We start from the raw sequence: 15,631 nt of genomic DNA on the forward strand, positions 1-15,631 counted from the left end.
ATATAAAACTCATCCTACATTTTTTATCTATATCCTTTTTTTTCATAAGAATATTCGCAATATACAAAATCCTACAAATTTAGGTCGCACAGGACGTATGTTTTTTCATGCGTAACTGTCAATTTTGTTTTCATGAGTGAAACACTCTTTGAAAAACGTAAAAAAGCGATTGGACAACGCATTAAGCAACTCCGTATTAATGCGGGTTACTCTAGCTATGCCAAATTTGCTATTGAGCATAATTTGGAAAGTAAGAGTGTGTGGCGTTGGGAAAATGGCAGAAATTACAAATTAGAAACACTCTCTCATCTTGCCGAAATTCACGGGTTAACCCTAGAGGAATTTTTTAAAGGCATAGAATAGCTACCTAATATTTACGAGTTTAACACTGCATCAAGTGCATCATCCGCATCTTTATGGATAAAGTTTGTCTGATAGTTAATCGTGGTTTTCAAATCTGAGTGTCGATAGAGCTTTTGCAGCATGATAGGTGATATTTTATCCCCTGCAATGTTACCAAATGTGTGACGTGCAATATGGTTCGACAGGTTCTTTTCAATGTCGCATTTTTCAGCAATCTTTTTGAGTTGCGTATTAAGGAGGCTTGTGCCATTGCGTGTTTTAACAAAGACATCATACGGATTATTCGTGTCTGCATCTTTGAGAAACGGAAACACAAAATCCGAAGCAGTGGTTTTGTTCTTTTTATACATGGCTAAAATCTTCTTTGCTTTGTCAGGGATTTTAAGACTGACGGGCTTTTCATTTTTATTCATTTCATAGAATAGACGATCTCCGACAAAATCACTCCATTTCATCTCTAACACATCGGATATCCGAATCCCTGCAAAATAATAAGCAAAGAGCCATACATTTTTTGCGTGCCATATCGATTTGCCTTTGCTGAGTTTGAGGTTTTCAATGGCTTCGACCTCTTCTTTATCCAAGCCGATTTTATTACCTGAGCTGAGGCGTATTTTTTCTTTGTCTCCTGCGAAGGGATAATATTTGCTATCAACAATCCCTTCTTTCATGGCGTTATTGAATAGGGTACGAACAAAAATCAGTTGATTGGTGATGGTGCGGGTTTTCTCCTGACCAAGATAAGCGCGGCAGAATGTTTTAAACCGATTGATGAAGCGGTCATTAATATCTTCAAAATAGAGATTATTGTCTTTGCTGAATAGCTTGATTTCCTCCATGAAAGAATGACCCGATTTTCTGGCATTCCTGACACGTTCCTTGCGACGTTTTTTAATTGCCTCGATAATGGTTTCTTTAGGTTGTGATTCATCCAGATGCACAAACTCCCAAATATTATACAGGATAGATTTTTCAGCTTTTGCTACAGAGTAAACTTCGGAAAGATATTTTTGCTTGAGTCGTTCTGCTCCAAACTGGAAGAATGAGACTTGCTTATTGCTACGCTTCACCTTGTTTTTTATTTGTGCCGTAGACATGGTTCTATTGGTGGTTTCTGCATCGAGAATCACATCATTAGCCTCTTTGAGTTCCTTGAGAAGTAAGCTATTTAAACGCCCTGAATTGGGGTGAGATTTCTTAGCTTTTCGCGCATCCGCATCCCAATCTTTCTCTAAAATATACTGCCCTAGAAACTTATATCGTGTGGAATTACCCTGAATAATGCGTAAAGCAATCGGTATTCTTCCGTCTTTTCGTTGCTTATTTTTCCGAAGTACAATCTTTATAGTCGCCATAATCCCTTATATTTACTGGCATAAAGATACGGAAAAATAATGACAATGGGTACGATATAGGTACAGGTTTTAGTGAATAACTATGAATAATTTCAAATCACTACGAAGGTTAAAATACTGATAATCAATTAAATTTATTCATATTGAACCATTTTTCACCATACATGGTGAGGCTCATAACCCGAAGGTCACTGGTTCGAGTCCAGTTCCCGCTACTAGAGAAGCTCCTTGAGAAATCAAGGAGCTTTTTTTTTTAGCTTATGCCAAACGGTATATGTAATCTACCAAAAAGTATTCGATATTCGAAAATCCGTATAAGGAAACAAGCACTCTTCTATCCGACCTTTGTCCTATAATTTTCAATAAAAAAATAGACGAAAATGGAAGCGAATCAATTTGGTAAAAAAGGTTGGACACCTGATAGAATTGATAATCTGAATGATCAAGTATTCGTTGTAACTGGAACTACAAGCGGAACAGGATTTGAAGCTACAAAAATTTTACTTTCAAAAGGGGCTAAGGTGGTAATGCTCAATAGAAACCCTAAAAAAGCAGGAGACACCATTGATAAACTGAAACAAGAATTGGATAACAATATTTATGTTACAAACATTCAAATGGACTTATCTAAGCAAACATCAGTTAAAAAAGCGGCTCAAGAAATATTAAAAACAGTTCCTCACATCGATGCGCTTATTTGTAATGCGGTAATCGCCCAAGTAACTAAACAAACACTAACTATAGACGGTTGGGAAAGTCAAATGGGAACTAATTACTTTGGAAATTGGACTTTACAAGCTTTATTGTTTCCACTTATTGAAAAATCCAAAGGACGAATTGTAACAGTAGGAAGTATGGGGTATGATATGGGCATCAAAACCATAAAATTTGATGATCTGAATTGGGACAAAGACTACACGCCTAATAATGCTTACAGTCAAAGTAAACTCGCGCAGATAATGTCTATGTACGAATTACAAAATAAATTGAAAGAAGCAGGAAAAATAGATATTAAAGCCTATGTGTGTCATCCTGGTTCTTCAAGAACCAATTTAATAAACACAAGTGGTAGTTTTATGATGAAATTCATCTTTAACCTAATGAAATTATCACCATTAACACAGTCAGCTGAAAAAGGTGCTTATCCGCAATTAATGTGTGCAACAGAACCAAATTTAGAACAAAGTGGTTTTTACGGACCAACAGGAAGAAGCAATTGGGTAGGTCCAGTTGGGGCACACGAAATAAAACCACACGCTAAAGATAGTGCAGTTGCAAAACGATTGTGGGAGCTTTCGGAAAGAGAGACAGGTATAAAATGGAATATCTAAATTTGTAATATGCAACATTTTAAAACATTATCGTCATATTTAGATTATTTGGAGTTGCCTAGACCAGAGCATCCTATGTTGAGTGTATTCAACTCAAAAGGTGAAGGACATTTACCTTGTCCAAGAGAAAGTTCGCCACCAATTACAAATGATTGCTATTCCATTAGTTTTAAAAAATATATAGCGGGTAACTTAAACTATGGTCGGACAAAATACGATTTTACTAATGGAGCTTTAATCTTTATTTCCCCAAGACAGGTATTACAATGGGATAAAAGCATAGTATTTGAACAAAAAGGATTTTCAATAAACTTCCACGAAGATTTTTTGAAAGGAACTGAATTGTCTCAACAAATAAAAAAATACGGTTACTTTTCATACTCTATCAACGAAGCATTACACCTTTCACCAAAAGAAGAAAAACAGATAGAATCCATTGTTGAAAATATTGAAATCGAGTATCAAAACAACCAAGATGCTTTTAGCAAAGAAATAATCATTTCGCAATTGGACACTTTACTAAAATATGCTAATCGTTTCTATGAAAGGCAATTTTTAAATAGAAAAGAAATATCTAGTGATTTGTTAGAGCAGTTTAATATGCATTTAACAGAATATTTTGAATCTGGAAAACTACAAGAAAATGGCATTCCGAAGATAGAGCAGGTAGCAAACGAATTGTCTGTTTCACAACGTTATTTAAGCGATACGCTTAAAAAAGAGACAGGAAAAACAACAACCGAACATATACACTTACATCTTATAGATGAAGCAAAAAATATACTATTACAACCAAATAAAAGTGTTTCAGAAGTGGCTTATGAATTAGGGTTCGAATATCCACCCTATTTTTCAAGATTATTCAAAAGGAAAGAAGGAATAAGTCCAACTGAATACAGAAAAAATATAAACTAAACTAAAATGGAACTATTAAAATTAGCCACAGAATGGGCAAAAGCTGAAGTTTTCTCAACACGTTTCTTTATTCTATTCGCAATTTTATTTTTAGTTGCCAGTGCTGGATTTTGGCAATTGGGAAAAACGGATTTAGCAAAAGCTTATATCATTCCAACGTTAGTGGTGGGTATATTGCTTTTAATAATTGGTAGCGGCCTTAACTACACAAATATTCAAAGAGTTAAACAATTTGAAAAGGACTTTAATAATAATGCATCTGCTTTTTACCAATCTGAAATAGAACGTTCAGAAAGCACTTTAAAGGAATATTCAGTTGTATTTAGAGTAATTCCAATTTTAATTATAATAGCAACATTATTGATCTTGTTTGTTAATATACCAACCTGGAGAGCAATTAGTATTACAACAATTGCCATGCTAATAGTTATTTTATTAGTTGATGGAACTGCTCACGCAAGAATGGAAGCCTATCACAAGCAACTGGTATCAATTAAATAGGGGGCGATTAAATTGAAAACTAACTGAGATGATTTATTGTAGCACGAATTGAATAGTACCACAAAAGATAATTTAACTAAAGGTCTATTTTGCAAATTCGATAATTTTTAAGAAGTCCGTTATAAAGGTTTTTGAGTTCGATAATTCGATTTTTCCCGCTACTAAAAAGAAACTCCAACTAAAAATATGTGGGAGTTTTTTGTTTTAATTGGTTTGGTTTTTCAATAGTCAATCTAAAACTGTATTTTTAGCACTACCACAAAAAGCTTCGGTGTAAATATGAGTAATGTAAGTACAGAGTCTGCCAAAACAAATTATACAGTTCCTATTATCATAATAGCAGGTTTATTTTTTATTTTCGGGTTTGTAACTTGGATAAACGGTGCGTTAATACCTTTTATGAAAACTATTAATGAGTTAACTGATGCGCAATCCTATTTAGTAGCTTCGGCGTCTTACATCTCATTTGTAGTTATGGCCTTACCGGCATCTCACATTATTGGTAAATTAGGGTACAGAAAAAGTATGTCTTTAGGTTTAATAATAATGGGGCTTGGGGCTTTGGTGTTTATTCCAGCGGCAAATGCAAGAACCTACTGGATGTTTTTATCCGGTATTTTTATTCAAGGTGCTGGTATGACGTTATTACAAACTGCTTCAAATCCTTACATCACTATTTTGGGGCCTATAGAAAGTGGAGCAAAGCGTATAGCTATTATGGGTATTGCTAATAAAGTTGCAGGTGCTTTAGGATCTGTTATTTTTGGAGCAATTTTATTGTCCGGAATAGATGATATAAAAGAAAAACTAAATACAGTAGGTACTACTGAAAAAGAAAGTCTACTAAATACAATGGCAGATAGTGTAATAACACCTTATGTTGTTATGGCTATTGTCTTATTTCTTTTAGGAGCTTTAATTTTAAAGGCTCCGTTACCTGCTGTTGAAGAATCTCCGGTAAAAGAAAATGAAGAAGGTAAAACAACTAAAACGAGTATTTTTCAGTTTCCACATTTATGGTTAGGAGTTTTGGCACTGTTCGTTTATGTTGGTGTAGAAGTAATAGCAGGAGATAGTATTATAGCCTATGGAATAGCCTTGGACATTCCTGCCGAAAAAGCAAAATTTTTCACCTTGTTTACATTAATGGCTATGGTGGCAACATATGCCTTAGGGGTGTTTTTAATTCCTAAATATATTTCGCAAGCATTTGCTTTAAAAGCTAGTGCCGTGTTGGGAATAGTACTGTCTTTATGTATCGTGTTTACTAGTGGGTTTACTTCAGTATTATTTGTAGCTGCCTTAGGGTTTGCCAATGCTTTGGTTTGGCCAGCAGTCTGGCCTTTAGCTTTAGATGGACTGGGCAAGTTTACCAAGACAGCTTCGGCATTATTAATAATGGCAATATCGGGAGGCGCTATCTTACCTTATTTATATGGAAATATTGTTGATGTTAGAAAAGAGCAATTAATTGCAACAGGAGTTCAAGAAACCACTGCTGCGATTGAATCAGCAAATAATGGTTATTGGATTTTATTGCCGTGTTACTTGATAATTTTTTACTATGCCTATTGGGGGTATAAATTAGGTAGAAAGTAATAAGAACTTACTTTTTTCTCGCCGAAGATTCACGAACAACCAATTCGGCATCTAAAATTTGCTTATTTAAAGTTTGCGTAATAGTGTCCTTTTTAGCGTGCTCTAAAAAGGTTAGAGCAGCACGTTTACCAATTTCAGCACTATGTTGATTTATACTGGTAATTGAAGGCGTAACCATTGAAGTAAAAGGTTCATCTCCAAAACCAACCAAAGCTATATCCTCAGGCATTTTAATTTGCTGTTCATTTAAAACTTGCAGAGCTCCAAGAGCTGCATAATCACCTGCAACATAAACAGCATCTGGTCTATTTTCTAGATGAAGTAATTGGTGCATTTTTGCTCTACCGTCTAAAGTCGTTAAATTACTTTCTAAAAGTAGTTCATCGTCTAAAGGAAGATTGTGTTTTTTTAAAGCATCAATATAACCTCTTATGCGGTTGTTATAAATACGGGTATGCTTAAAACCGCCAATGTGGGCAATACGTTTGCATCCTTGATTTACAAGATGTTCCACAATCATATGACTGCTATCGTAGTCATTAATACCAATGTAGTCTACGTTCAAATCATTTTCACCACGATCAAATAATATTAATGGAATACCTTTAGATTTAATTTTTTCGTAATAATCTAAATCTACAGTTTCATTAGCCATAGAAGCTATAATACCATCAACTTGAGTAAATAAAAGTGTATCTATATTGTCACATTCCTTTTTATAGGATTCATTAGATTGCGTAATTATAATATTGTAGCCCTCTTTATTTAGTACCTCTTCAATATTTTGAATAACTGAGGAGAAAAAGTTACTATTTGTTCTTGGAACAATTAATCCAACCAAATGGCTTTTACCAATACGTAAAGCACTGGCTAAATGATTGGGTTGGTAGTTAAGATTTTTAGCAACTTGCCTAACCGCTTTTTTAGTTTTTTCGCTAATTCTGGAGTCGTTGTGAAGCGCTTTAGAAACTGCTGCAGGAGAAATGTTTAAGACGTTTGCAATATCTTTTATGGTGGCTTTTTTTGATTTACTCAATTTTATTATATATTTGCTTAAACGTTTAAGCAAATATATTGCTTTAGTGTAAGAAATCAAAGCGCAGAATTCTTTTAAATGGGTTTTGATTTATTTTTAGAATACTGCTTAAACGTTTAAGCAAACTATAAAAATATTTAAATAAGAATTTAAAATGAGTAAAGTAGTAACGTTTGGAGAAATCATGTTAAGATTAGCTCCACAAGGATTTTTAAGATTTTCACAGGCAAATAATTTTGATGTTATTTATGGTGGTGGAGAGTCTAACGTAGCGGTTTCATTAGCTAACTACGGAGTAGATGTTGATTTTGTAACGCGTTTACCAAAAAATGATATCGGTGAATGTGCTATGATGGAGATGCGTAAAAGAGGTGTTGGTGTAGATAAGATTGTTTGGGGTGGAGACCGTTTAGGTATTTACTTTTTAGAAACTGGTGCTGTTTCTAGAGGAAGTAAAGTTGTTTATGACAGAGCACATTCTGCAATTGCCGAAATTGAATCTGGAATGATTGATTGGGATGCTGTTTTTGAAGGTGTTGAGTGGTTCCACTGGACAGGTATTACGCCTGCAATTTCTCAAGGTGCTGCAGACGTTTGTTTAGAAGCTGTTAAGGCTGCAAGTGCTAAAGGTGTTACTATTTCTACAGACTTAAACTATAGAGCTAAACTTTGGAAGTATTGTGATGACGCTCATAGAGAAAAAGTAATGACTGAGTTAACGTCTTACTGTGATATCGTTCTTGGAAATGAAGAAGATGCAGAAAAGCATTTTGGAATTCACCCAGAGGGATTAGACGTTCACAAACATGGTCATGATGTAAAAGCTGAGGCTTTCTTATCTGTTTGTAAGCAAATGATGGAAAAGTTCCCAAGAGCTAAAAAAGTAATTACTACATTAAGAGGTTCTATTTCTGCTTCTCACAATACTTGGGCAGGAGTATTATACGATGGATCTAAAATGTATGAAACACGTCAATACCAAATAACTGATATCGTTGATAGAGTAGGTGGAGGAGATTCATTCATGGGAGGTTTAATCTACGGATTATTAAAATACCCAGAAGATGACCAAAATGCATTAGACTTTGCAGTTGCTGCATCTTGTTTAAAACACACAATTAAAGGTGATGCAAACTTGGTTACTGTTTCTGAAGTTGAAAAATTAATGGGAGGAGACGCTTCAGGGCGTGTTGCTAGATAATTATAAAATGTTTAAACGTTTAATCGTTGATTTGTGTAATCAATTCAAGGGTTAAACAAATAAACGAATAAACATTAAAAAAATGGCACAATTTTCAAGATTAGAAGTTGCTCAGGCAATGAAAGAAACAGGGATGATTCCTTTGTTTTTTAACAACGATATAGAATTAAGTAAAAAAGTATTAAAAGCATGTTACGATGGTGGCGCTCGTTTAATGGAGTTTACTGCCCGTGGTGATTTTGCTCACGAAGTTTTTGGTGAGTTAACTAAATACGCTGTAGCAGAGTTACCAGGTATGATAATGGGTGTTGGTTCTGTAACAGATGCAGGACAAGCGTCTTTATATATGTCTTTAGGAGCTAACTTTGTTGTAACTCCAGTATTAAGAGAAGATATAGCAATAGCTTGTAACCGTAAGAAGGTATTATGGTCTCCTGGTTGTGGAACTTTAACTGAAATAACAAGAGCAGAAGAACTAGGTTGTGAAATCGTAAAGCTTTTCCCTGGTGACATTTACGGACCTCAATTCGTAAAAGGTATTAAAGGTCCTCAACCTTGGACAAGTATTATGCCAACTGGTGGGGTTGCTCCAACAGAAGAGAATCTTAAAGGATGGTTTGATGCTGGTGTTACTTGTGTAGGAATGGGATCTAAATTAATTTCAAAAGAAATTATTGCCAATAAAGATTATGTCAAGTTAGAGCAGGATGTTAAAAACGCTTTAGCCATAGTAAAATCTGTTAGATAAAACATCTAGAAATATTCAAGAAAAGAGCTCCAATATAATGGGGCTCTTTTCTTTTTATTCTGATTAGAAATTCGTTAATTCGCAAAACAGAAAAATAAATAATTAAATAACATGAAAATAGGAAAGATATTAAGCGTTTTTGCAATTGCTTTATTAGTAGTGTCTTGTAACAAAAATGGGGCGCAAAACAAACCTTTAAATACAGAAGTTGATTCTTTAAGTTATGCAATTGGAATGTCAGTTGCTCAAAACGTAAAAGGTTCTTTTAAAGAAGAATTTGATCACGATCTTTTTTACCAAGGTTATAAAAATGTAATCGATTCAGCAGATATAAAGATAGACCAAGCTTTAGTTCAGGGTATCATTAGAAATTATATGCAAAAGCAACAGCAAGCAATGATGGAAAAGCAACAAGAGGAGGCTAAGAAAAAAGCTGAAGAACAGTTTGCTGATCATAAAGCTGCGGGTGAAAAATTAATGGCTGAAAATATTTCTAAAGAAGGTGTACAGTCAACAGAAAGTGGTTTACAATATATTGTACTTAAAGAAGGTGATGGAGCAAAACCATCTGCTACTGATAATGTAAAGGTGCATTACCACGGAACGTTATTCGATGGAACTGTTTTTGATAGCTCTGTTGATAGAGGTGAGCCAATTAGCTTTTCTTTAGCTGGTGTTATTCCAGGTTGGACTGAAGGATTACAATTAATGCCTGTAGGATCAAAATACAAGTTCTTTATTCCTCAAGAATTAGCTTATGGTCATAGAGGTTCTGGTGCTAAAATTAAACCTTTTACACCACTTGTTTTTGAAGTAGAATTATTAGAGATAGCTGATAAGAAATAATCAGAGTTTCTTAAAACGATATTTAAAAGCAGGAAGTTTTCTTCCTGCTTTTTTTGTTTTCTTAATATATAGACTTTAATACCACGCAAAGGTTGTAACTTTGCTGAAAATTGAATTGGTATAGAATATGGCGCACAGAGCAGGCTTTGTAAATATTATAGGGAATCCTAATGTTGGTAAATCTACATTAATGAATGCCTTTGTTGGTGAGAAACTATCAATTATTACTTCCAAAGCACAAACCACAAGACATAGAATTTTAGGAATAGTAAATGGCGATGATTTTCAGGTATTATTTAGTGATACACCTGGAATTATAAAGCCTGCTTACGAACTACAAGAATCTATGATGGATTTTGTAAAGTCCGCATTTGAAGATGCAGATGTCTTAGTTTATATGGTTGAAATAGGAGAAAAAGCCCTTAAGGACGAAGCTTTTTTCAATAAAATAACCAATTCTAAAATTCCTGTATTATTGCTACTTAACAAGATTGATACATCAGATCAGCAGCAATTAGAAGAACAAGTGCAATTATGGGCAGAACAAGTGCCCAATGCCGAGATTTATCCGATTTCGGCCTTAGAAGGTTTCAACGTTAAAGAAGTATTTAACAGAATAGTTGAGTTACTTCCAGACTCACCTCCCTTTTATCCAAAAGATCAGTTAACAGATAAGCCAGAACGATTCTTCATAAACGAAAGTATTAGAGAAAAAATATTGCTTCATTACAAAAAAGAGATTCCATATGCGGTTGAGGTTGAGACTGAAGAGTTTTTAGAAGATGAAAAGATTATAAGAATTCGTTCAGTAATTATGGTAGAACGAGATACTCAGAAAGGCATAATAATAGGCCACAAAGGAAGTGCTTTAAAGCGAGTAGGTGTAGAGGCTAGAAAAGATTTAGAAAAATTCTTTGGAAAGCAAATACATTTAGAACTTTATGTAAAAGTTAATAAGAACTGGCGTAGCAATCAAAATCAATTAAGACGATTTGGTTACAATCAAAAGTAAGACCTAACGCTATCTTATTTTTTAGATAACTATTACTTTACAAAACTAAAATACATTTGTACCATTCAAAGTTTGTCAAACTTTTGAGTTAGTTAGTTTAGTTATAGAAAGTCTTAATTGTGCCCTAAATTAAGACTTTTTCTTTTTAATGATACTAAGTTTTGAGGAGCCTACAAGACGCACTTAAAACTAAAAGATGAACTAACCCTTATGAATATCAAGGTCTCCTACATTTTCTTTCAATACTTTCTGCATAAAATCATTAAGCTTATGCATTTCTTTTTTATTAGAAGCTTTGCCAATGCTTCCGGCAAAATACAATACAAACCAAATTAGAATCATTAAAATCATTAAACTTATTTGTAAAATATAGTCTGTGTCCAATTTCCAATTAGAATAAGCCCAAGCACCAAAAGCTATAAATAAACAAACGACTATAAAGTGAAGGAACATAAACATGGTCCAGACAGTTGGGTTAGGGCCAAACAAACCGTAGAGTAAGGTCTTGTCTTTTTCAATTTCGTCAATTTCTAAATGCAATTGAGGAGTCCAGAATTGTTGCTCCTTTTTTGGGAATTTGATAAACACATGATTATCTATTCTCGTTACAATAAACTCAGATTGCTCATTTTTAGCATTTTCAAAAGCCTTTAAAAGCGTTTCATTATTTGTATTTAGTTCTTTTTTAAAGCGAGGTCTTAAAACTATATCGTTGGTCTTTGGCATTTAGTTGGTGTTTATCCGTCCTTAAATTACTATTTTTATTTAGAACTTTAATAGTTCGCAAAACATAAGCTAATAGCAGTATAATTTTATACTTTTGCAAAATGTTTCAAAATATGGACGGTAATAGTTTCATTTTGAACTAAAAACACTTTAGAAGTTTATGAGCAATATTGTAGCAATAGTAGGAAGACCAAATGTAGGTAAATCAACTTTTTTTAATCGCTTAATTCAAAGACGAGAGGCTATTGTTGATTCTGTTAGTGGTGTAACCAGAGACCGTCATTATGGTAAAAGTGATTGGAATGGAAGGGAGTTTTCTCTTATAGACACTGGTGGTTATGTAGTAGGTAGCGATGATATTTTTGAAGCAGAAATAGATAAGCAAGTAGAATTAGCTATTGATGAGGCCGATGCTATAATCTTTATGGTAGATGTTGAAACGGGTGTAACGGGAATGGATGAAGATGTTGCTAACCTACTTCGAAAAGTAAACAAACCGGTGTTTTTGGTCGTAAATAAAGTAGATAACGGTAAAAGAGCCGAAGATGCTGTAGAGTTTTATGCCTTAGGTTTAGGAGAGTATTACACTATTGCAAGTATAAATGGTAGTGGTACAGGTGAACTTTTAGATGCCTTAGTTGAAGCATTACCAGAAAAAGAAGAAGTTATAGAAGAAGAGTTACCGCGTTTTGCTGTAGTTGGTCGTCCTAATGCAGGTAAATCTTCCTTTATAAATGCATTAATTGGTGAAGACAGATATATTGTTACCGATATTGCTGGTACTACACGAGATGCCATAGATACTAAATATAACAGATTTGGTTTTGAGTTTAATTTAGTGGATACGGCTGGAATAAGACGTAAATCTAAAGTTAAAGAAGACTTAGAGTTTTATTCAGTAATGAGAAGCGTTAGAGCAATAGAACATGCCGATGTGTGTTTATTAGTTTTAGACGCTAACAGAGGTTTTGATGGGCAAGTACAAAATATTTTCTGGTTGGCAGAACGAAATAGAAAGGGTATTGTAATTCTTGTAAATAAATGGGATTTAGTTGAGAAAGACCACAAATCTGTTAAGGAATATGAAAAAGCTATAAGAAAGCAAATAGAACCGTTTACTGATGTGCCAATTATATTTATTTCTGCATTAACTAAACAGCGTATATATAAGGCCATTGAAACAGCTGTTGAGGTGTATAAAAACCGAAGCAAGCGCATTAAAACAAGTGAGCTTAATGAGGTGTTATTGCCAATAATTGAGCATTATCCACCACCTGCTTATAAAGGTAAGTTTGTAAAGATTAAGTATATAATGCAACTGCCAACACCACAACCTCAGTTTGCATTTTTCTGTAATTTACCCCAATATATTAAGGATCCGTATAAACGATTTTTAGAGAATAAGTTAAGAGATAATTTCGGTTTTACAGGGGTGCCTATAAGCGTATACATGCGAAAAAAATAAGATGTCTAAAAAGAACATTTATATATTAATTGTAGTTTTATTTTTTGTTGGAGCGTACTTCATTTGGTCTTTAATGCAGCGTTTAAATAATGAAGTTACTACTACTTTTAGTGTTATAAATGAAAGGCTGGAGATGGCCAATGCACAATCTTATAATGAATTAGATTCTCTGTACATAGCAGCTTCGCAAACTAAATTTGGGTCTAAAACAGATAGCTTAAGAGTTCTTTCTTTTGAATTAGATAATTACATAGAATCCTTAAAACTCATTTTGGTTGAAAGTATTTCAGATCCCCAGGATTATGAAACAATGGATGATGCCAATACCTTGGATAGTTTATTTTTTAAGGAAACAGGTTATACACCTACTGGACAAGAATTCATAACTAAGATAGAAACTTATGAAACAACGGTTAAACACTTATTCAGTAAAGACTTTGATAATATAGACGGTAGCCTTAACAATATGTTTTATAGAAATCAAGACCAAGATGATTGGCTATCCTATCATTTTAAGGGGTTTCCTTTAGTTGCATCTTTAACTAAGTTAACACAAATACAAGCAGATTTAGTAGTTGTAGAAGAAGGTATTTTATATGCAATTCATAACATAGAGTAGATGTTACCAGCCTCCCGAGGCTCCACCACCTCCAAAGCTTCCACCTCCAAAACCACCACCGAAGCCGCCGCCTCCGAATCCTCCACCTGAAGACCATCCTCCACCAGAGCTGCCCCAGCCGCTTCTTGAAGAACTACTGCGTCCCATATTACTTAAAATAATGGCATCTAGTATATCTGTAGCATTAGAACGTCTGCCACCACTTCCTCCTCCTCCGCGTTTATTCTTGGAAATAGAGATTAGAATAATAAAAAAGATAAATAGTAGCATAATTACCAGACCAATAGGAAATTCATTTTTCTGTTTTCTGGTGCCTTTGTATTCACCGTTTAAAACTTCAAAAATAGCGTCTGCTCCTCTGTTTAACCCGCCGTAGTAATTGTTTTGTCTGAAAAAAGGAATTATATCTCGCTCAATAATTCTTTTAGACATAGCATCCGTTAAGAGGTGCTCAACACCATAACCTGTATTAATAGCAATTTTCCTATCATCTTTGGCCAGCAAAATTAAAATACCATTATCTTTTCCATCCTGACCAATGCCCCATTTCTCTCCCCATTGTGCACCTAAAAAATTAATATTCTCCCCCTTAGTAGAACTAATTATTGCAACTACTATTTGTGTTGAAGTGGTGTCTGAATATTGAACAAGTTTACGCTCTAAATTGCTTTTTTGAGAAGGTTGTAAAAGAGAAATATAATCGTAAACACTTGTTTGTAATTTCGGTTTTTCCGGAATGTCAAATTGCGCGAACGAACTAAAAACGGAAAATACAGTTAAAAATAGAGTGAGCCTTAACGTCTCTATTTTAAAATGTCGTCTGTTGAAAACTGCTATTGAAAACTGCATATTGAATTTATCCTTTTGAAATTTCGTTAGAAAGTTCGTCTATATCATCATTTGAATAAGGGAAGTGGTGTTTTAATTCCTGACCTGCTTTTAGAACCCCTTCAACTAATCCTTGCTTAAAATTTCCTTTCTTAAAATGTAATTGAATGGCATCTTTGGTGGTGTCCCAGAAGTCCGTTGCTACTAAGTCATTTATGCCTTTGTCTCCGTAAATGGCAAAGGTTTGGTCTTCTACAGCTACATAAATAAGTACACCGTTTTGCGCTTTGGTGTTTTCCATTTTGAGTTGATAAAAAACCTCTAATGCTCGCTTTTCGGCATTTCCATTAGAAGTTTTTTCAATATGTACACGTATTTCTCCAGAAGTGTTAAGTTCAGCTTCTTGAATAGCCTTCACTATCTCTTGTTCTTCTGCAGAAGTTAAGAAGTCCTCAATTTTAGACATTAAAACTCTACTTTAGGTGCTTTTTCACTGCCAGGGTCACTTTTATATCTTGGCATTTCTTCAAGTCCAAACATCCCAGCGAATAAATTACCAGGGAATTTTTTAATATGAATATCGTAAGTGTTTACCTTTTCGTTATATCTATTTCGTTCAACGTTAATTCTGTTTTCCGTACCTTCTAATTGAGATTGTAATTCTAAAAAGCTTTTGTCTGCTTTAAGGTCAGGGTAACGTTCTACAGTTAATAATAATCTTGATAAAGCTCCACTTAAACCTTGTTGCGCTTGTTGAAACTGTGCCATAGTTTCTGGGGTTAAGTTATTAGCATCAATTGTAGTTTTTGTAGCTTCAGAACGAGCTTTAATAACTCCTTCTAAAGTTTCTTTTTCATGAGCGGCATAGCCTTTTACAGTATTAACAAGGTTAGGGATTAAATCAGCTCTACGTTGGTAGGCACTTTCAACATTAGACCAAGCAGTTTTAGCATTAGCTTCATGCTCAATAGCTGTATTATAAAAACCTTTTCCTTTTGTGAATAATAAAAGTCCAATTATTACAATAATAATCAATGGTAAGAACTTTTTCATGATAATATTAGTTTAAGTTAATTATGTTAATGT

17 protein-coding genes are annotated in these 15,631 nt (G+C 34.1%); 11 read left to right on the plus strand and 6 right to left on the minus strand.

The window, feature by feature from the left end; all coding sequences use genetic code 11:
* The first annotated feature begins 132 nt into the window (after positions 1 to 132).
* Positions 133 to 363, plus strand: a complete 231-nt coding sequence (locus FUA24_RS16805; RefSeq protein ID WP_148544204.1) for a helix-turn-helix domain-containing protein — start codon at positions 133 to 135, stop codon at positions 361 to 363.
* Positions 364 to 374: 11 nt separating this feature from the next.
* Here the strand turns inward: FUA24_RS16805 and FUA24_RS16810 are convergent, their stop codons facing one another.
* On the minus strand, positions 375 to 1,718 hold the full coding sequence (locus FUA24_RS16810) for a tyrosine-type recombinase/integrase (protein WP_148544205.1): 1,344 nt from the start codon (positions 1,716 to 1,718) through the stop codon (positions 375 to 377).
* A gap of 380 nt (positions 1,719 to 2,098) precedes the next feature.
* On the opposite strand from FUA24_RS16810, the gene FUA24_RS16815 reads away from it, so the two are divergent.
* The 4 genes from FUA24_RS16815 (at position 2,099) to FUA24_RS16830 (ending at position 6,064) form a co-directional block, all read left to right on the plus strand.
* Positions 2,099 to 3,049 carry an SDR family NAD(P)-dependent oxidoreductase gene (locus tag FUA24_RS16815; protein ID WP_148544206.1) on the plus strand — a complete coding sequence of 317 codons (951 nt, stop codon included), beginning with the start codon at positions 2,099 to 2,101 and terminating at the stop codon, positions 3,047 to 3,049.
* A 9-nt stretch (positions 3,050 to 3,058) separates the two neighbouring features.
* A complete protein-coding gene (locus FUA24_RS16820; RefSeq protein ID WP_148544207.1) occupies positions 3,059 to 3,964 on the plus strand; it encodes a helix-turn-helix domain-containing protein in 906 nt (301 codons plus the stop codon).
* A 6-nt stretch (positions 3,965 to 3,970) separates the two neighbouring features.
* Complete coding sequence (locus FUA24_RS16825; RefSeq protein ID WP_148544208.1) at positions 3,971 to 4,465, plus strand: hypothetical protein; 495 nt, start codon at positions 3,971 to 3,973, stop codon at positions 4,463 to 4,465.
* Positions 4,466 to 4,744: 279 nt separating this feature from the next.
* Positions 4,745 to 6,064: a sugar MFS transporter gene (locus FUA24_RS16830; RefSeq protein WP_148544209.1), complete on the plus strand. Its 1,320-nt coding sequence runs from the start codon at positions 4,745 to 4,747 to the stop codon at positions 6,062 to 6,064.
* A gap of 7 nt (positions 6,065 to 6,071) precedes the next feature.
* On the opposite strand, the gene FUA24_RS16835 is transcribed toward FUA24_RS16830, so the two are convergent.
* Positions 6,072 to 7,100 (minus strand): LacI family DNA-binding transcriptional regulator, encoded by a 1,029-nt coding sequence (locus FUA24_RS16835; protein ID WP_148544210.1) that lies wholly within the window; start codon positions 7,098 to 7,100, stop codon positions 6,072 to 6,074.
* A gap of 154 nt (positions 7,101 to 7,254) precedes the next feature.
* Between FUA24_RS16835 and FUA24_RS16840 the strand changes: the two genes are divergently transcribed.
* The 4 genes from FUA24_RS16840 to era all read left to right on the plus strand — a co-directional run bounded on the left by FUA24_RS16840 (position 7,255) and on the right by era (position 10,907).
* The gene (locus FUA24_RS16840) at positions 7,255 to 8,301 is read left to right on the plus strand and encodes a sugar kinase (RefSeq protein ID WP_148544211.1); all 1,047 of its coding nucleotides are present in this window, start codon (positions 7,255 to 7,257) and stop codon (positions 8,299 to 8,301) included.
* A gap of 82 nt (positions 8,302 to 8,383) precedes the next feature.
* Positions 8,384 to 9,049: a bifunctional 4-hydroxy-2-oxoglutarate aldolase/2-dehydro-3-deoxy-phosphogluconate aldolase gene (locus FUA24_RS16845; RefSeq protein WP_148544212.1), complete on the plus strand. Its 666-nt coding sequence runs from the start codon at positions 8,384 to 8,386 to the stop codon at positions 9,047 to 9,049.
* 111 nt (positions 9,050 to 9,160) lie between these two features.
* Complete coding sequence (locus FUA24_RS26045; RefSeq protein ID WP_148544213.1) at positions 9,161 to 9,895, plus strand: FKBP-type peptidyl-prolyl cis-trans isomerase; 735 nt, start codon at positions 9,161 to 9,163, stop codon at positions 9,893 to 9,895.
* A 127-nt stretch (positions 9,896 to 10,022) separates the two neighbouring features.
* Positions 10,023 to 10,907 (plus strand): GTPase Era, encoded by an 885-nt coding sequence (era, locus tag FUA24_RS16855; protein ID WP_148544214.1) that lies wholly within the window; start codon positions 10,023 to 10,025, stop codon positions 10,905 to 10,907.
* Between the two features lie 201 nt (positions 10,908 to 11,108).
* Here the strand turns inward: era and FUA24_RS16860 are convergent, their stop codons facing one another.
* Entirely contained in the window at positions 11,109 to 11,633 is a 525-nt protein-coding gene (locus FUA24_RS16860; protein ID WP_148544215.1) for a GTP-binding protein, read from the minus strand.
* Between the two features lie 160 nt (positions 11,634 to 11,793).
* Between FUA24_RS16860 and der the strand changes: the two genes are divergently transcribed.
* Positions 11,794 to 13,098 carry a ribosome biogenesis GTPase Der gene (gene der, locus FUA24_RS16865; RefSeq protein WP_148544216.1) on the plus strand — a complete coding sequence of 435 codons (1,305 nt, stop codon included), beginning with the start codon at positions 11,794 to 11,796 and terminating at the stop codon, positions 13,096 to 13,098.
* 1 nt (position 13,099) lies between these two features.
* Positions 13,100 to 13,717 carry a hypothetical protein gene (locus FUA24_RS16870; RefSeq protein WP_148544217.1) on the plus strand — a complete coding sequence of 206 codons (618 nt, stop codon included), beginning with the start codon at positions 13,100 to 13,102 and terminating at the stop codon, positions 13,715 to 13,717.
* A 3-nt stretch (positions 13,718 to 13,720) separates the two neighbouring features.
* On the opposite strand, the gene FUA24_RS16875 is transcribed toward FUA24_RS16870, so the two are convergent.
* From FUA24_RS16875 to FUA24_RS16885, 3 genes are read right to left on the minus strand one after another with little or no spacing between them, the layout of a single operon-like run.
* Positions 13,721 to 14,566, minus strand: coding sequence for a TPM domain-containing protein (locus tag FUA24_RS16875; protein ID WP_148544218.1), 846 nt, complete (start codon positions 14,564 to 14,566; stop codon positions 13,721 to 13,723).
* 7 nt (positions 14,567 to 14,573) lie between these two features.
* Positions 14,574 to 15,011, minus strand: coding sequence for a TPM domain-containing protein (locus tag FUA24_RS16880; RefSeq protein ID WP_148544219.1), 438 nt, complete (start codon positions 15,009 to 15,011; stop codon positions 14,574 to 14,576).
* Positions 15,011 to 15,598: a LemA family protein gene (locus FUA24_RS16885; protein ID WP_148544220.1), complete on the minus strand. Its 588-nt coding sequence runs from the start codon at positions 15,596 to 15,598 to the stop codon at positions 15,011 to 15,013. The genes FUA24_RS16880 and FUA24_RS16885 overlap by 1 nt, the downstream gene beginning before the upstream one ends.
* Positions 15,599 to 15,631 lie beyond the last annotated feature (33 nt).

Source organism: Seonamhaeicola marinus (genome assembly GCF_008085455.1).